Source organism: Methylosinus sp. sav-2 (assembly GCF_004366495.1).
Taxonomy (GTDB): domain Bacteria; phylum Pseudomonadota; class Alphaproteobacteria; order Rhizobiales; family Beijerinckiaceae; genus Methylosinus.
The window spans coordinates 40559-63381 of sequence record NZ_SOEJ01000007.1 but is presented as its reverse complement, the minus strand read 5'-3'; the positions used below and the strand labels follow the sequence as shown (position 1 = coordinate 63381).

Sequence of the window (22823 nt, the reverse complement as noted above, 5' to 3'; positions counted from 1 at the left end):
GGACGTCGTGTGGTCCCGCAGATCGACTCGCAAGTCGAAACGAATTTCGCTCCATAATTTTTCTGCCGGATTTGCCGCCTTCGACATTTTCACTCTGATCGTCGCGGGCTTCGCATGCGTGGGGCTTCCCGGCGGATCGGCAGGGGCGTCGCCGCAGGAGTGGCAAATCTGGGCGATTTTCTTCGCCGCCTCCCTGCAGTTCGGATTGGCGCATATTTTCGAGGTCTATCGGACCTCGAGCGTGCTCGATCGCCGACATGTGCTGCGGCGCGCGACGCTTTCCTTTCTCGCCACTTTCGCCTTGATGATCTGCATCGCCGCGGCGACGAAATCGGCGGAGAGCTATTCGCGCCTCTGGTTCTTCTCTTGGGCCGGGTCGAGCACGGCGATCGCGGTCGCCGCGCGCGCCTTGATCTTGAGGCGCATCCGCGAGGCGCTGGCGGAAAGCGCCTTCGTCCATCGCGCGCTCTCGGTCGGCGTGCTCTGCGACCCGCTGCATCCGCGCGAGATCGAGGGTGAGACCCGCAATGAGGAGGTCGTGGTCGGCTACGCCAAATACGCCGATCTCGCCGAGCTCGCGGATTTGTCGGATCGCATCGTCCAGGACGAGATCGACCATGTCTATCTCGCAGCGCCCTGGGCCGAGATACCGAATGTTCTGCGCAATCTCGACATGCTGCGGCATCTCTCCACGCGCGTGTTCGTCCTGCCTGCGGATCGGCGCGTGCTGGCGGATGTCGTCGGCGTCGCGAAATTCGGCGACCGCATCTCCTTTTGTGGAATTGAGGAGCCGATTCACGGCTGGAGCCTCTGGTTCAAGCGCCTCGAGGACATTGCTCTCGCCTCATGCGCTCTCATTCTGCTGGCGCCGCTGATGGCGGCGACCGCGCTGGCGATCAGGATCGACTCCCCTGGTCCGATCTTCTTTCGACAGCAGCGCGTCGGCTTCAACGGCCGCATTTTCGAATTGTGGAAATTTCGTTCCATGTTCGCCGAGAAGACCGATGCGCACGCCACCGTTCAGACCAGTCGCGGCGATCCGCGCGTGACGCGCATAGGGCGTCTCATCCGGCGCTCGAGCATCGACGAGCTGCCACAATTGATCAATGTGATCCTCGGGGATATGTCGATCGTCGGCCCGCGTCCGCATGCGCTGGCCACCAAGACCGACGGGCGCAATCTCGAGGAGCTGGTCGAATATTACGCCGTGCGCCACAGGGTGAAGCCGGGCATGACCGGCTGGGCGCAAGTCGAAGGGTTCCGCGGCGAGCTGGACACGCTGGATAAGCTGCGCAACCGCGTGGACTGCGACCTCTATTACATCGACAATTGGACGCTTCTACTCGACGTCGGCATCATATTCCGCACCATGATGATGGTGCTGCGCGATTCGCGCGCTTATTGAGAGAGGCGGCGCGGCGTCTGATCGCCGAGCCTAGGGCTGCTGCGACGAGGGCCGCGCCACGGCCGGCCCTCGGAAAATTCCGCGCGCTTCGTTAATTCGCTGCGCTTCCCTCACCACTCCCGATTCGCGTCATTGATGATGACGACGCCGATCGCCTTATCGGCGTCCATGCCGCTCGACAGCCTGTGCGGGCCGAGATGGTCCTTGCTGTCGGGGTATCGATTGAGCATCACCAGCTCGATCATGGGCGCGCCGCAGTCATAGAGGCTGTCGTCCTCGCCATGGACCAAGACGCGCGCGGCCGCGGGCAGTTTCTGCAAGGCCTCGATCAGCTCGCCGACCGTCTTGGGGCGCTCGCGGGTGAATTTCGGTTCCTCGGCCAAGTCGATCTCCTCTTACGCATCAGCCCTCGCCTGCGGCGCAGGGTCGTCCATGCAGAGACGCCCATGCAAGAAACGGCGCGCAGGGCCGGCCGGGCTTCATCCCGCCGCCGGCGCAAAAAAAAGCCGCCCCGCGATGGGGCGGCTCGAAAAAGGCTCAGGAGAAGGTCGAGAGGAGGAATTCCACACTCTGCCGCTGTGGCTGGTCTGAGAGACCGGGGCCGGTGAGCGACCTGCTCACAATGGCCCGCGCCGGATCGCGGCGATGTGCGTGAACGCACGGGCCGGCGGCGCGGCGGCGTGGCCATGCCCGCATATTGAAGCATGGGCGCACGGCGATATCTGAGGTTTCGGCGCTTTGCCGAACTCCAGCCGGACGTCGCAAATGACAGCGCTGTTTTCGCTCGAACGGCTCTTGACGAGAACCATCGCAGCGGGCTCGCTGACGCTCGTCGGGCCGGACGCCGGCGTGCGCCGCTTCGGGCGCGGCGCGCCGGAGGTGACGGTCGAGATCAAGGATCGCAATCTCGCGCAAAAGCTGGCGCTAGCGCCCGATATCGCTCTCGGCGAAGCCTATATGGACGGCTCCTTCGTCATAGGGAGCGGCGATATCTACGATTTCTTCGACTTGTGCTTCGCCAATTTCGGCCAAGGCTACGGCCATTGGCCGTGGCGCGCCGGCGCCATGGCGCGACGCATGCAGAAGCGCCTCGCGCGCAGCAATTCGCCGAGCGCCGCGCCGGACGAGATTCGCGCGCATTACGATCTCTCCGATGAGCTCTATGCGCTGTTTCTCGATTCCGGGCGTCAATATTCCTGCGCCTATTATCTGACGCGGGAGGACTTGGCCGAGCAGGCGCAGGAGCAAAAGCTCGCCCATATCGCCGCCAAGCTGCTGCTGCGGCGCGGCCAGCGCGTGCTCGATATCGGATGCGGCTGGGGCGGGCTCGCGCTCTATCTCGCGCGCGTCGCCGATGTCGAGGTGACGGGCCTCACCCTCTCGCAGGCGCAATGCGACTATGCACAAAAACGCGCGCGTGAGACGGGTCTCGACAATCGCGTTCGGTTCGCTGTGCAGGATTATCGCGAGGAGACCGAACATTATGACCGGATCATATCGGTCGGCATGTTCGAGCATGTCGGATATGGCCGCTATTGCGAATATTTCGAGAAGCTGCGCGCGCTTCTCGTCGAGGATGGCGTCGCGCTGGTCGACACCACGGGCAGCGCCGCCGGGCCGGGCGCCGGCAACCCATGGATCGAGAAATATATTTTTCCCGGCGGCCAGGCGCCCGTTCTCTCGGAGATCAGCGCGGCGATCGAGCGCGCCGGCCTCTATGCGACCGACATAGAGATTCTGCGCCTCCATTACGCCGACACGCTGCGCATGTGGCGACGACGCTTCAAGGACAATTGGTCGCGCATAGCGGAGATCTACGACGATCGCTTCTGCCGCATGTGGGAGTTCTATCTCGCGAGCTGCGAGGCGGGGTTCCGGCATTCCGGGCTCGTCGACTTCCACATTCAGCTGGCGAGGCGCATCGACGCCGTGCCGCTCACCCGCGACTATCTATATCGCACGAGCATATGAGGAGACAGTCATGGCGTCCGGCGAGGAGACCAGCCAAGTTCGCGAGGCTGTCGGCGTGTTCGACACCGCCGACGCGCTTCAGGAGGCGATTGACGAATTGCAGACATCGGGCTTCGATCTCGCCGAAATCAGCCTGATGGCCGGCGAGCAGACCGTCGATGCGAAACTCGGCCACGCCTATAAGAAGGCGGCGGATGTGGCGGACGACGCCGATGTTCCGCGCGGCTCGTATATCTCGCCGGAGTCGATCGGCGAGGCGCAAGGCGCGCTGGTCGGCGGACTCGGCTATATCGGCGCCATTGGAGCGGCGGGGCTGATCTTCGCGAGCGGCGGAACCATGGCGGCCGCGCTCGCGGCGGCGGCTATCGCCGGCGGCGGCGGCGGGTTGGTCGGAGCGCTCTTCGCCAGGCTGATCGGCGAGCATCACGCGCAATATCTGCAAGAGCAGCTGGATCGCGGCGGCATATTGCTATGGGCGCGCACGCGCGACGCGGCGCATGAGAAAAGCGCCGTCGAGATTCTCAACAAGCACTCTGGCCGCGACGTCCATGTGCATGGCGTGCCAGACGCGCCTTTGTGAGCGGCGCGTGGTCTTTGTCTACTCGGCGGCGAATGCGAAGATTCGCCGCCGAGCCGTATTTCGAAAATCAGCGCGACTCAGCAGACGACGCCGTTGCGCTCAGCTGCAGCCTGTGGTGCTGCCGCAGGTCTCGCATTTCAGGCATGTCCCATTGCGCACGAGCGTGAAATTCGCGCATTCGGGGCAGGCTTCGCCGACATAGCCTTTCATCCGCGCTTCGGCGCGCTTGTCGGCGACGCTCTCCACCGGGCGCGTCGGCGCGGTCCAGCCGAGCTCGGACAAGGGCTGCTCCGCCTCTTCCGTGACATTCTCGCGCAGCGCCGTCGCGCCGCCGCGCACCAGCATCAGCCGATCCGTCTTGGAGCGCAGCAGGCCTTTCGAGACGACCGACGATGCGCTCTCTGGCGCCTTGCCCTCATGCTCGCCCTTGCCGAGCACGTCATGGCCGATATCCTCCGGCGACACATGGGCGAGGTCGTTGCGCCCGAGATAGGAGATCGCCAGCTCGCGGAACACATAGTCCAGAATGGACGTTGCGTTCTTGATCGCGTCATTGCCCTGCACGAAGCCCGCGGGCTCGAAGCGCGTGAAGGTGAAGGCGTCGACATATTCCTCGAGCGGCACGCCATATTGCAGGCCGAGCGAGATGGCGATGGCGAAATTATTCATCAAGCTGCGGAAGGCGGCGCCTTCCTTGTGCATGTCGATGAAGATCTCGCCGAGGCGCCCGTCCACATATTCGCCCGTGCGCAGATAGACCTTATGGCCGCCGACGGCCGCCTTCTGCGTATAGCCCTTGCGCCGATCCGGCAGCTTCTCGCGCTCGCGCACCACTTGATGCACCACGCGCTCGACGATGCGTTCGGCGATCGCCGCCGCGCGCGCCGGCGCATTGGCGGAGAGGATCTCCTCGGCGACTTCCTCCGCCTCGTCGTCCGCGTCGGAGACGAGCTGCGAGGAGAGCGGCTGCGACAGCTTGGAGCCGTCGCGATAGAGGGCGTTGGCCTTCAGCGCGAGCTTCCAGGACAGGAGATAGGCTGCCTCGCAATCCTCGACGGTCGCATCATTGGGCATGTTGATCGTCTTGGAGATCGCGCCCGAGATGAAGGGCTGCGCCGCCGCCATCATGCGGATGTGGCTCTCCACCGACAGATAGCGCTTGCCCGTGCGCCCGCAGGGATTGGCGCAATCGAACACGGGATAATGCTCCGCCTTCAAATGCGGCGCGCCTTCCAGAGTCATCGCGCCGCAGATGTGGACATTGGCCGCCTCGACGTCCTGCCTCGTGAAGCCGAGATGCGTAAGCAGATCGAAGCTCGCATCTTCCAGCGCCGCCGCCGGAACCTTCAGCGCGCCGGTGAGGAAATCCGCGCCGAGCGTCCATTTGTTGAAGACGAATTTGATGTCGAAGGCGGAGGCGAGCGCCTTCTCCACCGTCTCGATCTTCTCCTCGGTGAAGCCGCGCGCGCGCAGCGAGGTCGTGTTGATCGCCGGGGCGTTGGAGAGCGAGGCGTGGCCGACGGCGTAGGCCTCGATCTCGGCGATCTCGGATTCTCTGTAGCCGAGGGCGCGCAAAGCTTCCGGCGCGGCGCGATTGACGATCTTCAAATAGCCGCCGCCGGCGAGCTTCTTGAATTTCACCAGAGCGAAATCCGGCTCTATGCCGGTGGTGTCGCAATCCATGACGAGGCCGATCGTGCCGGTCGGCGCGACGACGGAGACTTGCGCATTGCGATAGCCATGCTCCTCGCCGAGCGCGAGCGCCTCGTCCCAGGCGCGGGTCGCGCGGGCGATGAGCGCCGCATCGGGGCAGGCGGCGTGGTCGAGCGGCACGGGCGCGGTCGCGAGTCCTTCATAGCCGGCGCGCTGGCCATGGGCGGCGCGGCGGTGATTGCGAATGACGCGCAGCATGGCTTCGCGATTGGCCTCGAAGCCCGAGAAGGGGCCGCGCTCCTTGGCCATTTCCGCCGAGGCGCGATAGGCGACGCCGGTCATGATCGCGGAAAGCGCGCCGCAGATCGCGCGGCCGGCCTCGCTGTCATAGGCGATGCCGGAGGACATCAGCAGGCCGCCGACATTGGCGTAGCCGAGGCCGAGCGTGCGATATTCGTAAGACAGCTGCGCGATCTCCCGCGAAGGGAATTGCGCCATCAGCACGGAGATTTCTAGCACGACGGTCCACAGCCGCACAGCGTGCTCATAAGAGTCGACGTCGATGCGTTTCGTCTGCGGATCGCGGAACTGCAGCAGGTTCAGCGAGGCGAGATTGCAGGCGGTGTCGTCGAGGAACATATATTCCGAGCACGGATTGGAGGCGCGTATGGCGCCGCCGGCCGGGCAGGTGTGCCAGTCGTTGATCGTCGTGTGGAACTGAATGCCGGGATCGGCCGAGGCCCAGGCGGCATAGCCGATCTTCTCCCACAATTCGCGAGCCTTCAGCGTCTTGGACGGCTTGCCGTCGAGACGGCGCGTCAGCGTCCAATCGCCATCCGTCTCCACCGACTTCAGGAATTCGTCGGTGACGCGCACGGTGTTGTTGGAGTTCTGGCCGGAGACGGTGAGATAGGCCTCGCTGTCCCAATCGGTGTCATAGGTGTCGAAGGAAATGTCCTTATAGCCCTGACGCGCGAATTGAATGACGCGCTTGATGTAATTGTCCGGCACCTCGGCGCGGCGCGCGGCTCTGATCTCGCGCTTCAGCGCCGGATTCTTCTCCGGGTCGAAGCAATCGAAGCCCGGCCCCTCGCAATTGACGCAGGCGCGCAGCACGGCTTTCAGATGCTTCTTGACGATCTTGGAGCCGGCGACGAGCGAGGCGACCTTCTCCTCCTCCTTCACCTTCCAGTCGATGAAGGCCTCGATATCGGGATGGTCGACATCGACCACCACCATTTTCGCGGCGCGGCGCGTGGTGCCGCCGGATTTGATCGCGCCCGCCGCGCGGTCGCCGATCTTGAGGAAGGACATGAGGCCGGAGGAGGAGCCGCCGCCCGAGAGCTTCTCCTTCTCGCCGCGCAGCTTGGAGAAATTGGAGCCGGTGCCGGAGCCATATTTGAACAGGCGCGCCTCGCGCACCCAAAGATCCATTATGCCGCCGTCATTGACGAGATCGTCCTCCACCGACTGGATGAAGCAGGCGTGCGGCTGCGGATGCTCATAGGCGGTCTTGGACTTGGTCAGCTTGCCGGTCTGGTAGTCGACATAGAAATGACCCTGGCTGGGGCCGTCGACGCCATAGGCCCAATGTAGGCCGGTGTTGAACCATTGCGGCGAATTGGGCGCCGCCATCTGGCGCGCCAGCATGTAGCGCAGCTCGTCCTGAAAGGCGGAGGCGTCCTCCTCCGTGTCGAAATAGCCGCCCTTCCAGCCCCAATAGGCCCAGGCGCCGGCGAGACGGTCGAACACCTCGCGCGCCGAGGTCTCGGAGGAATAGCGCTCCGCCTTGGGCAGAAGGGCGAGCGCCTCGGAGTCGGGAACAGAGCGCCACAGGAAGCTCGGAACCTCATGCTCCTCGACGCGCTTCAGCCGCGCCGGCACGCCGGCCTTGCGGAAATATTTCTGCGCGAGCACGTCGACGGCGACCTGGCTCCAATCGGCCGGCGCGTCGATATTCTCGAGCGAGAACACCACCGAGCCGTCAGGGTTGCGGATCTCGCTGCGCGCGGCGCGAAATTCGATATCCGCATAGGGAGACTGGCCGGCGGTCGTGTGGCGTCGCTCGATCTTCATCGTATTTCGATCCTCGAAAATTGCGCGCGGTGAATCGATCGCGGCCGATGAGTCGGTCGCGACAAGCTCGTTTTGGCAGGGACTCTACGTCGGCTGGAAACGCAGATACGGGGGTCGGGCCGCAGCGCGGCGGATAGCCGCGGCGACGAGGCGCAGCTTAGGCTGCCGAAAAGCGTCGCGCCGCCCGCTCGGGGCGCGCGAGAACCAGCTTTTTCGATCATCCGCCGCTGCGTCATTAGACCCCGGCACAGTGCGTCACTCTTCCATGGGCGTCAAGATGTAGTGTGAGGAATAAATAATCAGACAATATCTTGCAAAATTCCGTGGATAATGGGGAAAGCCGAGTCGCGCTCTGGACAACGGGCTCGACGTGAGCCGAGCTTTACGTAAGGGGGATCGGAGCGCGATTCTCGAGCAGGCCGGCGGGCGGCGACTCATTCCTCGCCGAAAGCTTTGTCGCCTCTCCGGGAGCTCTGCCGCCCTATGGCGGGATTTTCCGCCCGCCGAGATCGGGAGTCTTGACGCCGCAGGGCGCGGAGGAGTTAGTTGCGCGCCGGCGGCGCCGGGGCAATAGGCGCCTAAAAAGCCCTGCAGGAGGTAGTCATGTCATTCGTCGTCGCGCGCCGGGGTTTCCTGGCCGCCTTGTCGCTCGCGGCTCTGGCTTCGTCGGCCGCGCTCGCCCACGGCCCCTCGCGCCAGAAGGTGACGGAGACGATCGAGATCGCGGCTCCGGCCGAGAAGGTCTGGGCCATCGTCGGCAATTTCCAGGATTTGAGCTGGCTGCCCCCCGTCGCCAAGACGGAAGGAACGGGCGACAACACGCCCGACAAGGCCACGCGCCATATCACGCTGAAGAATGGCGGCGAGATCGACGAGCTGCTCACCAAATATGACGCCAAGGACTTCTCGCTCGCCTATCGCATCGAGAAGGTGGATGTGAAGATCCTGCCGGTGAACAATTACTCCTCGACGATCACGATAAAGCCGCAGGGCGACAAGAGCGTCGTCGAATGGCGCGGCGCCTTCTACCGCGGCTTCCCGAACAACGATCCGCCGCCGGAGCTCTCCGACGAGGCCGCGCTGAAGGCGGTGGGCGATCTCTACAAGGCCGGCCTCGCCTCGCTGAAGGCCAAGGTCGAAGGCAAATGATCTCTGCATCCTGGGGCAGGGCGGCGCGCGCCGCCCTTCTCGGGCTCGCTCTCGCCTCGCCCGCGGGAGCGGACGAGGCTTTCGTCACCAATCAGGGCAGCGGCGATCTCACCATCGTCGATCTTTCGACCATGGTGCCCGTCGCGACTCTGCCGATCGGCGGCAAGCCGGCCGGCGTCGCGGTCTCGGCTGATGGCGCGCGCGCCTATGTGACGAGCCCGGAGGGCAAATATCTCTCCGTCGTCGACACGCGCGAGCGTCGCGTCCTGCGCAAGATTCCGCTGGAGGGCGGTCCGCTCGGCCTCGCCGTCGCACCGGATGGCAAGCGCGTCTATGTCGCCGACATGTATGAGCAGCGGCTCTTTGCGGTCGATCCGGAAGCGGGCGTCGTCGCCACGGCGAAAGTCGGCGTCACGCCCTCCGGCGTCGCGGTGACGCCGGACGGCAAGACGATCCTCGTGGCGATTCGCGACGCCAATAAAATCGCCTTCGTCGATGCGGCGTCCTTCGAGAAGCTCGGCGAGCTCGATGTCGGCCGTCATCCCTTCGGCGTCACCATCGACGCCAAGGGCGAGCGCGCCTACACCGCCAATGTCGAATCGGATGATGTCAGCGTCGTCGATCTTTCGAGCCGGCGCGTCATCGCCACGGTGAAGGTCGGCAAGCGGCCCTATTGCGTGGCGCTGGCGCAGGGCAGGGGCTTCGTCACCGATCAATATGCCGAATCGGTCAGCGTCTTCGATCTCTCGACATTCGCGTCGGTGTCGCAGGTGAAGGTCGGCGAATATCCGGAAGGCATAGGGGCGAGCCGCGACGGCAAGACGATCTATGTCGCCAATTGGTTCACCAATGAGTTCTGGTCGATCGCCGCCGACAGCCTGAAGGTGATCGCCAAGGCCAAGACCGGCGACGGCCCGCGCGCCTTCGGCGCTTTTATCCGCGCGATGAATTGATGTGCTCCGGCCGCACGCCGAGGCCGATCAGCCGCGCCGGCAATTGCCGTAGCGCCGGGAAAATATCCAAAAGCCGCAAGGCCAGCGGCGGCTCGAAGGGCTGGTCTGCGGCGAGCACGTTGCGGATCACGCGATTCTGAATGAAGAGCTGCAGCCGTTGCGTCAACCGCGCCGGAAGCTCGCGGCGCTTCTGCACGGCGCCGACATCCGCGTCGCGCAGCGTCCCATCGCGCAGCTTTTCGGCGAGGAGATTGGCGGTCGCCACAGCGTCCTGAATCGCGAGATTGATTCCAACGCCGCCGATCGGCGACATCGCATGGGCCGCGTCGCCGATGCAGAGCAGGCCCGGCCGGCTCCAATTCTTCAGCCGATCGACCTGAACGGTCAGCAGATTCACATCCTCCCAATCGCGCAAATCCTCGACGCGATCCTCCAGAAAGGGAACGCTGTCGGCGAGGGCGCGGCGAAGCTCGTCGATCGGTCGGCTCCGCAGCGCCTGCGCGCCGCCTTTTGGAATCACATAGCCGATCTGCCAATAGGAGCCGCGCTCGATCATCGCCACCATGCGGCCCGGCGCGATGCGGCCGAAAGTTTCTTCCGGATCATCCGCCTTGCGCCGCAGCTCGAGCCACAGCACATCCATGGGCGCGCCCAATTCCTCGACCGCGAGGCCCGCCGATTCGCGCATCCGCGACGTCCGCCCATCCGCGGCGATGGTGAGATCGGCTCTGATCTCGAGCGGTCCCTCCGGCCCCTCGGCGCGCAGGCCGACGATGCGGCCGTCCTCCTCGAGGAGTCCCTCTGCTGCGGTCTTCATCGACAGGCGGAAGTTCGGCAGCTTCTTCGCCTCGCCGGCGATGAAGTCCAAAAAGTCCCATTGCGGCATGAAGGCGACGAATTTGCACAAGGTCGGCAGGTGGCGGAAGTCGGCGACGACGAATTTGCGGTCTCCCAAAACCGCGGAGAGCTGAAACGCCTTGCGATGCGGCAGCTTCAGAAATTTCTCGAGCAGGCCGAGCTCGAACATCAGCTGAAGCGTGGAAGGATGAATCGTGTCGCCGCGGAAATCGCGCAGGAAATCCGCGTGCTTCTCGAGGACGATCGTCTCGACGCCGGCGCGGGCGAGCAGAAAGCCCACCATCAGCCCCGCCGGGCCGCCGCCGACCACGCAGCATCTCGTGGAGATCGTCTGCGTCATCGGCCGCTCCTGTGCGAATAGGCCGCGCGCGGCCGCTGCCGACCTTTATGGTCAGTTCAGCAGCGGTTTTCCATTCGCATCCTTCACATTGGCCGCCCAGCTCTTGCGAATCAGCGTCACCACGGAGGCTGGCATGGGCTCGAAATCCAGCTCCTCGGCCGCCGCGGCGCCCTTGGAGAAAGCCCAGTCGAAGAATTTCAGCGCTTCCAGCGCCGCGGCCGCATCCTGCGGCTGCTTCGGCAGCAGAATGAAGGTCGCCGCCGCGATCGGCCAGGAGCCCGCGCCCGGCTGCTCGGTCAGCAGATGGAAAAAGCCCGGCGCGCCGGCCCAATCGGCATTGGCGGCGGCGGCCTCGAAGCTCTCCTTGCCCGGCGCGACGATCTTGCCGTCGCGATTCACCAGGCTGACGGCGGCGAGCTTATTCTGCTTGGCGTAGGCGAATTCGACATAGCCGATCGCGCCTTTGGCGGTGGCGACATTATTGGCGACGCCCTCATTGCCCTTGGCGCCGAGGCCGAGCGGCCATTCCACAGCCACGTTCTCGCCCACCTTCGCCTTCCAATCGGCGGAGACGCGGGAGAGATAGTGGGTGAAGCAGAAAGTCGTGCCCGATCCGTCCGAGCGGTGCACGACGACGATCGACGTCGCCGGCAGAGCGATCTTCGGGTTCAGCGCGTGGATCGCCGGATCGTTCCAGAGCTTGATTTCGCCGATAAAAATGCGCGCGAGCGTGGTCCCGTCGAGGACCAGCTCATTGGAGCCGACCCCGTCCAGATTGACGACGGGGGTGACGCCGCCCACCACTTGCGGCCATTGGATGAGCCCGGCTGCGTCGAGCTCCTTGGCGCTCAGCGGCTGGTCCGAGGCGCCGAAAGTGACTGTCCGCGCCTTGATCTGGCGGATGCCGCCGCCCGAGCCGATCGATTGATAATTGACGCGATTGCCGGTTTCTTTCGAATAGCTCTGCGCCCATTTGGCGTAGATGGGCAGGGGAAAAGTCGCGCCGGCGCCGGAAATATCGAGGGCGCGCGCGCTCCCCACTGAAAGGATCGCCGCCAGAGCGGCGTGAAGAATGAGCCTCGAGGCTTTGGAAATCATGCGGCCGTCCCTTGGAATTTCGACGCGTGGCTCTTGTCCACGAGAGCTGGAAGCCAATGGTTTCAGCTCTCTGCGGCGCGCCTTGGCGGCGCGACGGCTGTCGTTTTTCTGTCACATGCCTCCTTTTCTACGACTTCGCGCCAAAAGCAAAGCCCACGCAGCGGAAGTGGCGCGCCCGACTGGACATTGCGCTGTCTTGACGCAATAAGGGGCCACGCAAACATTCTTGGACGCTTCCGACATGTCCTACATCATTCGCTTCTTCACTTGGTGGAACCGGGCGACGCTCAGCACGGGCCTGTGGACGCTGCTCTATGGCGAGCGCGTCGGGACGGATGAGTTCGGCAATGTCTATTACCGCCGCCGCGGCGGCAAGAAGGACAAGGCGCTCGGCTTCGAGCGCCGCTGGGTCATCTATAAGGGCTATGCCGAGGGCTCGGCGACGCCGCCCGGCTGGTACGGCTGGCTGCACCACACGGTCGACACGCCGCCGACGCAGGAGAAATACGAGCCGAAGGAATGGGAGCTGACCTATCGCCCCAATCTGACCGGCACCTCCGCCGCCTATCATCCGCCGGGCTCGATCCTGGCCGAGGGCCGCCGCGCTCCCGCCGGCGGCGACTATCAGGCCTGGACCCCCGAGGCTTGAGGCGAGACGGTCGCGGCCCTGTCCGCGACCATCGATCCGCCACGCTCTTCCTATTCAACGACGGCGCATGAGGCGCGGGCGGCTGGCCCGAGCCAGAGATCGGAAACGAGAGCCGATATGATCTCCCGCTGCTTCCGCCTGCGTTTCGCTCTTTCGGGAGCCGCCTTCCTCGTCGGCCTCGGCGCGGCGGCCGCGGATCCCATACGCAATCCCACCGCCATTTTCGCCGGGCTCGACAAGACGACAGGCCGGATCATCAATTTCGACGTCGCCATAGACGAGACCGTGCAATTCGGCTCGCTTCAGGTGACGCCGCGCGTCTGCAACACGCGTCCGCAGACCGAGGCTCCGCAGACCACGAGCTTCGTCGAGGTCGACGAGCAGGACACGGGGAAGAACGACGCCAAGCGGATTTTCTCCGGCTGGATGTTCGCAGCGAGCCCAGGCCTGCATGGCGTCGAGCACCCGGTCTATGACGTTTGGCTGGTCGATTGCCGCGGCGGCAAGGAGATCGTTCAGGCGCCGGCGGCCGATCCTGCGGCGGCGGCCACTGCCGTCCCTGCGCCGGAGAAGAAGCGCTCCCGCTCTCGCAAGGTCGAGCCGGTCGCGCCCGTTCCGGTCGAGGCCGCGCCGATCGGCCCGCGCGATTCGGTTCCGCCAGAGGCCGCGAAGGCCCCGGAGAGCGCCGAGCCAGCGGCCGCGGCTCCGGCCGAAAAGCCCAAGAAGAAGAAAAAGAAGCAGCCCGCGCAGGAGCCGGCGCCCGCTACGGCGCCTTCGCCTTTTCCGTTCTGAGCTGTGGCTCCGGCCGCAGAATCGCGACGATCTCGCGGCCGGGAACGGGCGCGTCGTCCGGCCAGGCGGCGAAACGGGCAGGGACCGACAAAGACTGCTCCAGCAGAGCATGATAGGCGTCGCGGCTGACCTCTATCGCGCCGAGCGAGGCGAGATGCGTGGTCATGAATTGCGTGTCGAGCAGGCGGAAGCCGCCTTTGACGAGCCGCGCGACGAGGTGCGCCAGCGCCACTTTGGAGGCGTCGGTCTCGAGGTGGAACATGCTCTCGCCGAAAAAGGCGGCGCGCATAGAGACGCCATAGAGGCCGCCGACCAGTCTTCCATCCCGCCAGCATTCGACCGTATGGGCGAAGCCCATGTCGAACAGCTTGCGATAGAGCCGCTTGATCTCGGAATTGATCCAAGTGTTCTCGCGCTTGGGCGCGGAGGCCGCGCAAGCCGCGATCACGGCGTCGAAATCCGTATCGACCCGCACCTCGAAACGATCCGATCGGATCGTCTTGGCGAGCGAATGTGAGACCTTGAACGCATCCAGCGGGAAAATGGCGCGCTCCTGGGGGTCGACCCAGAAGAGCTGCTCCTCTTCGGCGCTTTCCGCCATTGGGAAAAGGCCGATCGAATAGGCCCGCAGCAAAATCTGCGGCGTGATGGCGTAATCTGCGGAGGAAGGGCGCGACATTTCGCAGATTGTAGCGCAATGCGCGCCGGAATCGAGAGCGTTCGTCGCCCGGGCGTGGCTCGAGCCGCCGAAAGGGTGAACGGGGCGGGGCGCGCCGAGCGAGACTAGGTGGAAACACGTTCTACAGAGCGCCTTCGGCGCTCGGGAGGGGAGAGCAGCTCCTCGCGTCTCACCCCACCCCGGCTCGATATCGCCGGCCGACCCTCCCCCTGAAGGGGAGGGTAGAATGGCCGCTCAGCCTTCGCCGATCACCTCGAGGAAGCTATGCGCGTCCTCCTTGCGCTCGAAGACATGCGGGGCGATGCCGCGCTTGCTCAGCGCTTCCTTGAGCTTCAAGCGCAGGAAGGCGCTGGTCGTGTAGCGCGTCGTCGTCACATAATAATTCTCGAGCATATATTGGATCATCTCCGCATAGTAATCGTAGAGATGCTCGCTGATGCGGAAGTTGTCGAGATTGACGACCTGATTGACGCGCTTGCCGATCTTCTGGCAGGCGTCGATCAGCATCTTGCGCAGATCGTCGATGTCGCGCTTGGAGCGCGCGCTCCAGCCCTCGAGATTGAGGAACTGAATATTGCGATCGGCGTCATAGCTCACGCGATCCTGCAGATCGAGATTGAGCAGATCGGAGATCAGGCCCATCGGCTCGTCGACGAAGATGCGCTTGTCCATCAAGATCGGATGCTTGACGATGGGCTTGAAGTCCATATGCGGAAGAATATCCCGCTCTATGTCTATGCCCGGCGCGATCTCGATCAGCTCGAGACCCTCCTTCGTCAGCTGGAAGACGCAGCGCTCGGTGACATAGATCACCGGCTGCTCGCGCTTTTGCGCATATTTGCCGCTGAACGTCACCTGTTCGACGAATTTCAGGAATTTGCGGGCGCGGCCCTCTTTGAGGATTTTCACCTCGCCGTCCTGAATCGCAATGTCGAGCCCGCCGGCGGTGAATGTGCCAGCGAAGACGACGCTGCGCGCGTTCTGGCTGATGTTGATGAAGCCGCCGCAGCCGTTGAGGCGTCCGCCGAAGCGGCTGGTGTTCACATTGCCCTGCTCGTCGCATTCGGCCATGCCGAGGCAGGTCATGTCGAGACCGCCGCCGTCATAGAAGTCGAATTGCGTGTTCTGATCGATGATCGAATCGGCGTTGGTGGCGGAGCCGAAGGAGGAGCCCGAGGCGAGCACGCCGCCGATGGCGCCGGCTTCCGTCGTCAAAGTGATGAAGGGGGTGAGCTTCTCTTCATTGGCGACGGCGGCTATGCCCTCCGGCGCGCCGACGCCGAGATTGACGACGCCGTTGGGGGGCAGCTCGAAGGCGGCGCGGCGCGCGATGATCTTGCGCGCGTCGAGCGTCATTTTCGCCATGCTCTCGACCGGAACGCGAATCTCGCCGGCCAGCGCCGGATTATAGATGATCCCGTAATTCATACGGTGCAGCTCGGGCTGATCGGCGACGACCACGCAATCCACCAGAATGCCCGGAACCTTCACGTCCTTGGGCCGGATGGAGCCGGCCTCGACGATGCGCTCGACCTGCGCGATGACGATGCCGCCATTATTATGCGCGGCCATCGCCTGGGCGAGCACGTCGAGCGTCAGCGCCTCCTTCTCCATGCTGATATTGCCGGAGGGGTCGGCGCTGGTGCCGCGGATGAAGGCCACGTCGATCTTCGTCGCCGTATAGAACAGCCATTCCTCGTCGTCGATGACGACATGCTTGACGATCTCTTCCGTCGTCACTTCGTTGACGCGGCCGCCGCCGAAGCGCGGATCGACATAAGTATAGAGGCCGACCTTGGAGAAGAGGCCGGGCTGACCGGCGGCGCAGGCGCGATAGAGCTGCGAGATGACGCCTTGCGGCAGATTATAGCCGAGAATCTTGTTCTCCGCGGCGGCCTGAGCGACCTTGGGCATGCGGCCGAAATTGCCGGCGATGACCCGGCGCAGCAGGCCTTCATGATGCAGGCGGCCGGTGCCGAGCCCTTTGCTGTCGCCGGCGCCGGCGGTCATGATGAGCGTGAGGCCGCTCGGTCCGCCGGTCTCGACGAAGCGCTTCTCCAGCGCGGCGTGCAACGCCTCGGGAATGCAGCTCTGGACGAAGCCGGTGGTGGTCAGAACGTCATTTTCGCTGATGAGCGCAATCGCTTCGTCGGCTGTAATGACCTTGTTGTTCTTGTTGTTCATTTCCCTCGAGTTTCCTCCTCGCCGCCCGGCAGGGCGAAGGCTGCGGGCGTTGTCATTCCCGCGTTCCGCAATAGAAGGGCGCCGGGTTCGAACTGCCCTCGACACTAGAGTTTGCGACAGGGTTTCGCAATAGCGCCAGGAAATCGCCGCAGAGCCGCGAAGGCCCAAAACGCCTCGTTCGGCTGCGGCTCCGCGTCGCAGCTCGGCGAGCGCGCTGCGGCGCCGCGAGGGCGAGAGTCGGCGCTCAAATGCATATTTATCTTATAGGCTTTAGCGACTATGCTGCGCTCATGGTCGGCGAGACGCGGCCGAACTGCGATATTTTCCGACGGCGTCCATAGAGCAAACCATGACCAAGCTCAGATTTCTCCTCGCGGGCGCCGCAGCGGCGGCGGTTCTCGGCCAGACCCTGCCCATTGGCGCGGAGCCAGAAAAGAGTTTCGTCTACAAGCCCGCCGACGAGGTTCAATTCAAGAGCCCGCTCGGCATCGGCCCCGCCCAGGCGGTGCTGTTCGGCGATCCGTCGAAGCCCGGCGTCTATGTGGTGCGCGTGCGCTTCCCGCCTGGACATCATTCCAATCCGCATTTCCATTCGAAGGATCGCCATGCGGTGGTGGTCTCGGGCACATGGTGGAACGGCGTCGGCGAGGAGCTGGATTTCAAGAAGGCGCGGCCGGTGACGGCGGGCTCCTATGTGCTGCATCCGGCCGGCGGCGTGCATTGGGACGGCGCGGGCGAGGAGGAGGTCGTCATTCAGATCACCGGCGAAGGGCCGGTGGAAACGACGTCGGTCGGGGCGCCGGGCGCGCCGCAGGGCTATTGGCCGAAGCCGAAGTGAGAGCGGCCCATCTCCAGTGACGCGATGGCGCGCGGCTCCATCGCGCCCATGGCGTGGGCGGCCGCGTCCGAAAGCGCCGCGACCGCCATCAGCAGAGCCCCGGCGAGCGCGGCCGATGCGAGAAAGCGTTGCGCCGGGGGCAGCGGCTCGTCGGCGGCCGGCCGCGGGGCCACGACAACGAGCCGGCGCGGCGCCATTATGCGCGGCGCGGCGGCGTCCGCGCTCTCCGATCGCAGCACGCGCAGCGAGGCGCGGAGTTCTTCCCGGCGCGTTTCGTCTCTCATGCGAGCGTCCGATCCCATCTGATCCCTCACGCGGAAATGCGTTCGTCCGATGAAGCGATCGCCCGAGGCTCGGGCGTCGCCTCCCGCCGCTGGGGCGCGCGCAGCCGGGCGAAGATCGGCGGCGGCGCGAATTCCTCGGGGACGCCGCAGAGCCCTGCTTGCGTGAACCAGGCGCCGAGACGCGGCCAGGCGCTGGCGAGCGCAAAGGGAAATGCGGCGACATAGCCGAAGGTCAGCGGCGCCGACCACAAGGCCAGAGAAGGCGCGGAAAATCCGGCGATGGCGAGAACCAGAGCGCCGAAAGCGAATGCCGGCCAGAGCGCGCGCGCCGTCTCCCACGCGCCGAGGCTATGCGCGTCGCGGCTCTGTCCGCTCCAGCCCGTCTCGCCCTCGAAGGGAAGGCGCGCGAGCAGCACAGTGACGCCGAATGTCGTGACGGCGCCGATGATGAAGGAGAAGACAATCTCGAGCGCCGCGCCGAGCAGCAAGCGGACGGCGCCGCCATAGCGGCGCACGCCGCCCGGCGTCAGCGCAATATCCGCATAGCCGGCGAGCTTGGGCGCGAGATAAAAGCCGAGAAACAGAAGATAGAGCGCCGCCGCCGAGCCAGACGGAAAGCGCGACACATCCTCGACCAGCGGCAGCAGCGCGCCGAGCAATATGATCGCCGTCCAGGCCGGCGCGCCGATGAACATGCTGATCGCCCAGATGAGCTGAAAGCGGCTCATCGGCAGCAGTCCCGGCAGAGAGAGCAACTCCCAATACTGCATGTTCCCGCGGCACCAGCGCAGGTCGCGGCGCATGAATTCCAGCAGCGTCGGCGGATTTTCCTCATAGCTTCCGCTCTCCACCGGCAGCACGCGCACCTCATAGCCCGCGCGCCGCATCAGCGCCGCCTCGATCTGATCATGCGAGAGAATATGCCTCTCGCCGGAAAGACGCGGTAGATCGCAATATGCCGCGAAAGGCGCGATGCGCACCAGCGCATTATGTCCCCAGAAGGGGCCGCAATCGGCGCCCCACCAGGCCGCGCCCATCGTGTAGCTGCGCATTCCGGCGCGCATGCCGAATTGAAAGGCGCGCGCGAAGGCCGAGCGCGATGGCGCGCCGACCACGAGGCTCTGAATAATGCCGATGCGCGGATAGGCTTCCCCGATGCGCACGAGACGCAGAATCGTCTCGCCGTCCATCAGGCTGTCGGCGTCGAGCGGAATCATGAATTCATAGGCGCGGCCGAAGCGCTCGCAGAAATCGCGAATATTGCCGGCCTTGTATCCGATATTGTCGGAGCGTCGGCGGTAATGCAGCCGCGTCGCCTCGGCGCCTTCGGCCGCGCGCCAGCGGGCGAATTCGGTCTCTTCCTGCGCGGCGATGCGCGGATCGGTGGTGTCGCTCAGCACGAACCAATCGAAGTGAGCGCCTTCGCCGGTCGCGTCGAGATCGGCCTTCATGGCGGCAAGCCGCGTCAGCGCGCGGGCGGCGTCCTCATTGCGGATCGTCAGCGTGACGGCCGTGCGCGTGCGGATGCGGCGGCGCGTGTCGCCGGCGCGGGCGAAAGGCGCGACGCTGTCGAGCGGACGCGGATGAAAATGCAAGAGCCAGAAGCCGAGAACGGCGTTGCTGACGCCGAGCACGCTCCAGGGCGCGGCAATGGCGAAGCAAAGGAGAATCGCGGCGTCGATGACGCTCCAGCCGTCTTGCCCCAGAATATCGGCGAGCCAGATCAGCAGGGCGACATAAACGGCGGCGTTGATCGCAGCGACCAGCAGGCGTCGCCGGAACAGTTCGGATCGGTTCTGGAGACCGGCGGGGGCGGCGGCGGACATTCGCGTCGTCGTTTCCTATGCGGAACCGGGAAAATCGGCTGGCGCGCATCGCCGCCGTGTTCTAGCAATAGCCGCGAAGCATGAGGTTTGTAAATTGGCCGAGTCGAATAAATCCTATTTTAATGGTATGAAAGAGGCGCGATCGCTGTGGGTCGAGGCTCCGCGGAGCGCTGCGCTACGCGCTTCGCGTCTCGCGACGCCGGGGCCGGAAGATGCGCTGGTGCGGACGCTGTGGAGCGCGGTCAGCCGCGGCACGGAGCGGCTCGTCTTCGAAGGCCGCGCGCCGCGTTCGGAATGGGAGCGCATGCGCGCGCCGTTTCAGGAGGGCGCTTTCTCCTTTCCGGTGAAATACGGCTATTGCGCCGTCGGCCGCGTCGAGGAAGGGCCGGCCGAGCTTCTCGGCCGCGACGTGTTCTGTCTCCATCCGCATCAGGATTTTTTCGTCGCGCCCGTCGCCATGCTGCGGCCAATTCCGCAGGAGACGCCGGCCCGCCGCGCGCCGCTCGCCGCCAATATGGAAACGGCGCTGAATGGGCTTTGGGATTCGGGAGCCGGGCCGGGCGACCGCATCGTCGTCATCGGCGCAGGCGTTCTCGGCCTGCTGGTCACAGCTCTCGCAGCGCGCCTTCCGGGCGCCGAGGTGCTGATTCATGATCGCGAGGACTCTCGCGCTGAGATCGCCGAGAGTCTCGGCGCGCGATTCGTCGGCGCCGACGCGCTGGAGGGGCGGGGCGCGGATGTCGTCTTCCACGCCAGCGCCTCCTCCGAGGGGCTGGCGCTGTCGCTCGCCGCGGCCGGGCTGGAGGCGACGATCGTCGAATTGAGCTGGTATGGGGAGGGGCAGGTCTCCGCGCCGCTGGGCGGCGGCTTTCACGCCAATCGGCTGCGGCTCGTCTCCTCTCAAGTGGGGCAGGTGGCGCCCTCGCGGCGGCCGCGCTGGAGCTACGCCCGCCGGCTGGACAAGGCGCTGGAGCTGCTGGCCGATCCGCGGCTCGACGCGCTCATCACCGAGGAAGTCCCCTTCGCCGACGCGTCGCGGGAGCTGCCGCGCATCCTCGCGCCGGGGGCGAGCGGCCTCGCCACATTGTTTCGCTATTGAACGGAGAAGAAAATGTACGCAGTCGAAGTCCGCGACCACATCATGATCGCCCATAGCTTCAAGGGCGAGCTGTTCGGCCCGGCGCAGCGCATGCACGGCGCGACTTTCGTCGTCGATGTGGCGTTTTTCCGCGAGACGCTGACCGTCGACGAGGTGGTCGTCGACATCGGCCGCGCCCATGACGCGCTGAAAGCGACGCTGGCGCCGCTGAACTACCAGAATCTCGATGAGATCGAGCAGTTCAAGGGCCGGCAGACGACGACCGAATTCCTCTCGCGGCATATTTTCGACGCGATGGCCGCCGCAGCTCGCACCGGCGCGCTCGGGCCGGGCGGCGAAGGGATCTCGCGCATTCGCGTGACGCTGCACGAATCCCATGTCGCCCGCGCCTGGTTCGAGGGCGCCGTGTGAGGCGCATCGTCTTCGCCATTCCCGGAGACATAGAGGCGAGGACCGGCGGTTATGGCTATGACCGCCGCGTGCTCGCGGAATTGGCGCGGCAGGGCGTCGCGGCGGTCCATCTCGCGCTGCCGGGCGGTTTTCCGCATCCGACGGCCGAGGAGGAGCGCGCCGTCGCCGCGGTTCTCGATCGTGAATTGACGGCGGATGATGTCGCGCTCATCGACGGCCTCGCCTATGGCGCGTTGTCCGAGGCGGTGATCGCGTTTATTGCGGCGCCGATCGCGGCGCTCTGCCATCATCCGCTCTGTCTCGAGGCGGGGCTGTCGCCCGCCCGCGCGGCGGTTTTGCGCGAGAGCGAACGCCGGGCGCTGGCCCGCGCCGCTCATGTGATCGCCACCAGTGCGCATACGGGCGAGACGTTGATCTGCGATTTCGGCGTGCCGGAGCGCAAGCTGACCATCGCTCCGCCGGGAACCGATCCGGCCGAGCGCGCAAGAGGCTCGGGCGGCGCGCCGTTGCTGCTCGCCGTCGGCTCCATCATTCCCCGCAAGGCGTTCCATCTTCTGGTCGAGGCGCTGAGCGGCCTTTCCGATCTCGACTGGCGCCTCGCCATTGTTGGCGGCGCCCATCATTCGCCCCAGACGGCGGCCGATCTCGCGCAGCTCATAGAGGCGAAAGGTCTCGGCGGACGCATCGTTCTGCGTGGCGAGCTTTCCGGCGAGGCGCTGGACACGGCCTATCACGGCGCGGATGTCTTCGTCTCCGCATCGCTTCATGAGGGCTATGGCATGGCGCTCGCCGAGGCGCTGGCGCGCGGGCTGCCCATCGTCGCGACGACGGGAGGCGCTGCGGGCGACACAATCCCCGATAGCGCCGCGCTGAAAATCCCGCCGGGGGATGTGGCCGCGCTGCGCGATTCTCTGCGCGCGATCATTGCGGATTCGGCCTTGCGGGCGCGGCTCGCCGAGGCCTCCTGGCGCACCGGTCGGGCGCTGCCGCGCTGGGAAGAGACGGCGCGCATCATCGCCAATGTGACGAGGGGGCTGGCATGAGCGGTTTCTCGGCCGAATGGCTCGATCTGCGCGAGAGCGCCGATCGCGCCGCGCGCAATCCCGCCTTGCGCGAGACCGTCGCGCGCGCCTTCGCGGATCGCGAGTCTCTGACCATCGTCGATCTCGCCTGCGGGGCCGGCTCCAATTTGCGTGGCCTCGCCGAATATCTGCCGGCGCGCCAGAAATGGCTTCTCATCGATCATGATCCGGCGCTGCTCGCCGCCGCGAGAGCGCGTCTCATCGCCTGGGCGGATGTCGCGGAGGAGGGCGAGACGCTGATCCTCTCCAAGGTCGCGCGGCGCCTCGATGTCGAGTTTCGGACCGCCGATCTTTCCGGCGGCGCGGGGGCGGCGCTCGAGGGAAAGATCGACCTCGTGACTTCGGCGGCTTTTTTCGATCTCGTCTCGGCGCAATGGCTCGAGGCCTTCGCGGAGCAGATCGCGGCGCGCCGCCTGCCGCTCTATGCGATATTGAGCTATTCCGGCGAGGAGCGCTGGACGCCGCCGCATGCCGACGATGCGGGAATGCTCGCCGCCTTCCACCGCCATCAGGCGCGCGACAAGGGTTTTGGACCCGCCGCCGGGCCGCGCGCGGCGGAACTGCTGGCGCGCGCGCTGGAGAGGCTCGGCTATAGCGTCGAGACGGCGCCGAGTCCCTGGCGGCTCGGCGCGGCGGAAACGGCGCTGATCGCCGCTCTGGCCGAGGGCTCGGCGGCGGCCGTGGCCGAGACCGGGGAGGTTTCGGCTAGAATCGTCGAGGATTGGCGTCGCGCCCGCCTGGCGGCCGAGGGATGCGAGATCGGGCATTCGGACCTGTTCGCGCGGCCGAAGGGCGGATGAGGCCGGGCGGTCGGCACCGCCATGGCGCCATCTGTGCTAGAAGCAAAATGGTTCCCGACATGGGGCAATCGGGCGGAGAGTCCGCTTCGGTCTCTC

General features: G+C 65.4%; 21 protein-coding genes. 12 read left to right on the top strand and 9 right to left on the bottom strand.

Annotated features, from left to right (window positions below; translation table 11 throughout):
* The first annotated feature begins 7 nt into the window (after window positions 1-7).
* Entirely contained in the window at window positions 8-1405 is a 1398-nt protein-coding gene (locus tag EDE12_RS13245; protein ID WP_245267276.1) for an exopolysaccharide biosynthesis polyprenyl glycosylphosphotransferase, read from the top strand.
* Between the two features lie 110 nt (window positions 1406-1515).
* Here the strand turns inward: EDE12_RS13245 and EDE12_RS13240 are convergent, their stop codons facing one another.
* Together EDE12_RS13240 and EDE12_RS21880 are read right to left on the bottom strand one after the other, a co-directional pair.
* Entirely contained in the window at window positions 1516-1788 is a 273-nt protein-coding gene (locus EDE12_RS13240; RefSeq protein ID WP_024879751.1) for a hypothetical protein, read from the bottom strand.
* A 234-nt stretch (window positions 1789-2022) separates the two neighbouring features.
* A complete protein-coding gene (locus EDE12_RS21880; RefSeq protein ID WP_166671857.1) occupies window positions 2023-2214 on the bottom strand; it encodes a hypothetical protein in 192 nt (63 codons plus the stop codon).
* Between EDE12_RS21880 and EDE12_RS13235 the strand changes: the two genes are divergently transcribed.
* Window positions 2201-3376 carry a cyclopropane-fatty-acyl-phospholipid synthase family protein gene (locus EDE12_RS13235; RefSeq protein ID WP_245275750.1) on the top strand — a complete coding sequence of 392 codons (1176 nt, stop codon included), beginning with the start codon at window positions 2201-2203 and terminating at the stop codon, window positions 3374-3376. The two genes, EDE12_RS21880 and EDE12_RS13235, sit on opposite strands and share 14 nt — an antisense overlap.
* A gap of 10 nt (window positions 3377-3386) precedes the next feature.
* Window positions 3387-3956: a hypothetical protein gene (locus EDE12_RS13230; protein ID WP_026598497.1), complete on the top strand. Its 570-nt coding sequence runs from the start codon at window positions 3387-3389 to the stop codon at window positions 3954-3956.
* A 99-nt stretch (window positions 3957-4055) separates the two neighbouring features.
* On the opposite strand, the gene EDE12_RS13225 is transcribed toward EDE12_RS13230, so the two are convergent.
* On the bottom strand, window positions 4056-7685 hold the full coding sequence (locus EDE12_RS13225; RefSeq protein ID WP_026598498.1) for a vitamin B12-dependent ribonucleotide reductase: 3630 nt from the start codon (window positions 7683-7685) through the stop codon (window positions 4056-4058).
* Window positions 7686-8288: 603 nt separating this feature from the next.
* Here EDE12_RS13225 and EDE12_RS13220 point away from each other — a divergent pair.
* Both EDE12_RS13220 and EDE12_RS13215 read left to right on the top strand, forming a co-directional pair.
* A complete protein-coding gene (locus tag EDE12_RS13220) occupies window positions 8289-8834 on the top strand; it encodes an SRPBCC family protein (RefSeq protein WP_026598499.1) in 546 nt (181 codons plus the stop codon).
* Entirely contained in the window at window positions 8831-9787 is a 957-nt protein-coding gene (locus EDE12_RS13215; protein WP_026598500.1) for a hypothetical protein, read from the top strand. The genes EDE12_RS13220 and EDE12_RS13215 overlap by 4 nt, the downstream gene beginning before the upstream one ends.
* Here EDE12_RS13215 and EDE12_RS13210 read toward each other — a convergent pair.
* Together EDE12_RS13210 and pstS are read right to left on the bottom strand one after the other, a co-directional pair.
* Entirely contained in the window at window positions 9768-10985 is a 1218-nt protein-coding gene (locus tag EDE12_RS13210) for an FAD-dependent oxidoreductase (protein WP_026598501.1), read from the bottom strand. The genes EDE12_RS13215 and EDE12_RS13210 overlap by 20 nt on opposite strands.
* A gap of 51 nt (window positions 10986-11036) precedes the next feature.
* Window positions 11037-12083 carry a phosphate ABC transporter substrate-binding protein PstS gene (gene pstS / locus EDE12_RS13205; protein ID WP_026598502.1) on the bottom strand — a complete coding sequence of 349 codons (1047 nt, stop codon included), beginning with the start codon at window positions 12081-12083 and terminating at the stop codon, window positions 11037-11039.
* Window positions 12084-12324: 241 nt separating this feature from the next.
* On the opposite strand from pstS, the gene EDE12_RS13200 reads away from it, so the two are divergent.
* Both EDE12_RS13200 and EDE12_RS13195 read left to right on the top strand, forming a co-directional pair.
* Window positions 12325-12732, top strand: a complete 408-nt coding sequence (locus tag EDE12_RS13200; protein WP_024879759.1) for an NADH:ubiquinone oxidoreductase subunit NDUFA12 — start codon at window positions 12325-12327, stop codon at window positions 12730-12732.
* 117 nt (window positions 12733-12849) lie between these two features.
* Window positions 12850-13524, top strand: a complete 675-nt coding sequence (locus EDE12_RS13195; RefSeq protein ID WP_024879760.1) for a DUF2155 domain-containing protein — start codon at window positions 12850-12852, stop codon at window positions 13522-13524.
* On the opposite strand, the gene aat is transcribed toward EDE12_RS13195, so the two are convergent.
* Together aat and EDE12_RS13185 are read right to left on the bottom strand one after the other, a co-directional pair.
* Window positions 13496-14203: a leucyl/phenylalanyl-tRNA--protein transferase gene (gene aat, locus EDE12_RS13190; RefSeq protein ID WP_024879761.1), complete on the bottom strand. Its 708-nt coding sequence runs from the start codon at window positions 14201-14203 to the stop codon at window positions 13496-13498. The genes EDE12_RS13195 and aat overlap by 29 nt on opposite strands.
* A 234-nt stretch (window positions 14204-14437) precedes the next feature.
* Complete coding sequence (locus EDE12_RS13185; RefSeq protein WP_026598503.1) at window positions 14438-16387, bottom strand: malonate decarboxylase subunit alpha; 1950 nt, start codon at window positions 16385-16387, stop codon at window positions 14438-14440.
* A 349-nt stretch (window positions 16388-16736) separates the two neighbouring features.
* On the opposite strand from EDE12_RS13185, the gene EDE12_RS13180 reads away from it, so the two are divergent.
* Window positions 16737-17225 carry a cupin domain-containing protein gene (locus EDE12_RS13180; RefSeq protein ID WP_026598504.1) on the top strand — a complete coding sequence of 163 codons (489 nt, stop codon included), beginning with the start codon at window positions 16737-16739 and terminating at the stop codon, window positions 17223-17225.
* Here EDE12_RS13180 and EDE12_RS13175 read toward each other — a convergent pair.
* Both EDE12_RS13175 and mdoH read right to left on the bottom strand, forming a co-directional pair.
* Window positions 17204-17509: a hypothetical protein gene (locus EDE12_RS13175; protein WP_024879764.1), complete on the bottom strand. Its 306-nt coding sequence runs from the start codon at window positions 17507-17509 to the stop codon at window positions 17204-17206. The two genes, EDE12_RS13180 and EDE12_RS13175, sit on opposite strands and share 22 nt — an antisense overlap.
* A gap of 26 nt (window positions 17510-17535) precedes the next feature.
* On the bottom strand, window positions 17536-19335 hold the full coding sequence (mdoH, locus tag EDE12_RS13170) for a glucans biosynthesis glucosyltransferase MdoH (RefSeq protein ID WP_026598506.1): 1800 nt from the start codon (window positions 19333-19335) through the stop codon (window positions 17536-17538).
* Between the two features lie 127 nt (window positions 19336-19462).
* Between mdoH and EDE12_RS13165 the strand changes: the two genes are divergently transcribed.
* Genes EDE12_RS13165 through EDE12_RS13150 form a run of 4 tightly spaced genes read left to right on the top strand, consistent with a single transcriptional unit; the run spans window position 19463 to window position 22727 of the window.
* A complete protein-coding gene (locus EDE12_RS13165; RefSeq protein WP_084768494.1) occupies window positions 19463-20434 on the top strand; it encodes a zinc-binding alcohol dehydrogenase in 972 nt (323 codons plus the stop codon).
* Window positions 20435-20446: 12 nt separating this feature from the next.
* Window positions 20447-20845, top strand: a complete 399-nt coding sequence (locus tag EDE12_RS13160; RefSeq protein ID WP_024879767.1) for a 6-carboxytetrahydropterin synthase — start codon at window positions 20447-20449, stop codon at window positions 20843-20845.
* Entirely contained in the window at window positions 20842-21888 is a 1047-nt protein-coding gene (locus tag EDE12_RS13155; protein ID WP_026598508.1) for a glycosyltransferase family 4 protein, read from the top strand. The genes EDE12_RS13160 and EDE12_RS13155 overlap by 4 nt, the downstream gene beginning before the upstream one ends.
* A complete protein-coding gene (locus tag EDE12_RS13150) occupies window positions 21885-22727 on the top strand; it encodes a methyltransferase domain-containing protein (protein ID WP_024879769.1) in 843 nt (280 codons plus the stop codon). Before EDE12_RS13155 ends, EDE12_RS13150 begins: the two co-directional genes overlap by 4 nt.
* Window positions 22728-22823: the final 96 nt, after the last annotated feature.

Bases quoted from the DNA above. Each gene is read 5' to 3' on its own strand.
- EDE12_RS21880 (WP_166671857.1), bottom strand. From the start codon at position 2,214: ATGGTTCTCGTCAAGAGCCGTTCGAGCGAAAACAGCGCTGTCATTTGC.
- EDE12_RS13230 (WP_026598497.1), top strand. From the start codon at position 3,387: ATGGCGTCCGGCGAGGAGACCAGCCAAGTTCGCGAGGCTGTCGGCGTG.
- EDE12_RS13225 (WP_026598498.1), bottom strand. From the start codon at position 7,685: ATGAAGATCGAGCGACGCCACACGACCGCCGGCCAGTCTCCCTATGCG.
- EDE12_RS13220 (WP_026598499.1), top strand. From the start codon at position 8,289: ATGTCATTCGTCGTCGCGCGCCGGGGTTTCCTGGCCGCCTTGTCGCTC.
- EDE12_RS13215 (WP_026598500.1), top strand. From the start codon at position 8,831: ATGATCTCTGCATCCTGGGGCAGGGCGGCGCGCGCCGCCCTTCTCGGG.
- EDE12_RS13210 (WP_026598501.1), bottom strand. From the start codon at position 10,985: ATGACGCAGACGATCTCCACGAGATGCTGCGTGGTCGGCGGCGGCCCG.
- pstS (WP_026598502.1), bottom strand. From the start codon at position 12,083: ATGATTTCCAAAGCCTCGAGGCTCATTCTTCACGCCGCTCTGGCGGCG.
- EDE12_RS13200 (WP_024879759.1), top strand. From the start codon at position 12,325: ATGTCCTACATCATTCGCTTCTTCACTTGGTGGAACCGGGCGACGCTC.
- EDE12_RS13195 (WP_024879760.1), top strand. From the start codon at position 12,850: ATGATCTCCCGCTGCTTCCGCCTGCGTTTCGCTCTTTCGGGAGCCGCC.
- aat (WP_024879761.1), bottom strand. From the start codon at position 14,203: ATGTCGCGCCCTTCCTCCGCAGATTACGCCATCACGCCGCAGATTTTG.
- EDE12_RS13185 (WP_026598503.1), bottom strand. From the start codon at position 16,387: ATGAACAACAAGAACAACAAGGTCATTACAGCCGACGAAGCGATTGCG.
- EDE12_RS13180 (WP_026598504.1), top strand. From the start codon at position 16,737: ATGACCAAGCTCAGATTTCTCCTCGCGGGCGCCGCAGCGGCGGCGGTT.
- EDE12_RS13175 (WP_024879764.1), bottom strand. From the start codon at position 17,509: ATGAGAGACGAAACGCGCCGGGAAGAACTCCGCGCCTCGCTGCGCGTG.
- mdoH (WP_026598506.1), bottom strand. From the start codon at position 19,335: ATGTCCGCCGCCGCCCCCGCCGGTCTCCAGAACCGATCCGAACTGTTC.
- EDE12_RS13165 (WP_084768494.1), top strand. From the start codon at position 19,463: ATGAAAGAGGCGCGATCGCTGTGGGTCGAGGCTCCGCGGAGCGCTGCG.
- EDE12_RS13160 (WP_024879767.1), top strand. From the start codon at position 20,447: ATGTACGCAGTCGAAGTCCGCGACCACATCATGATCGCCCATAGCTTC.
- EDE12_RS13150 (WP_024879769.1), top strand. From the start codon at position 21,885: ATGAGCGGTTTCTCGGCCGAATGGCTCGATCTGCGCGAGAGCGCCGAT.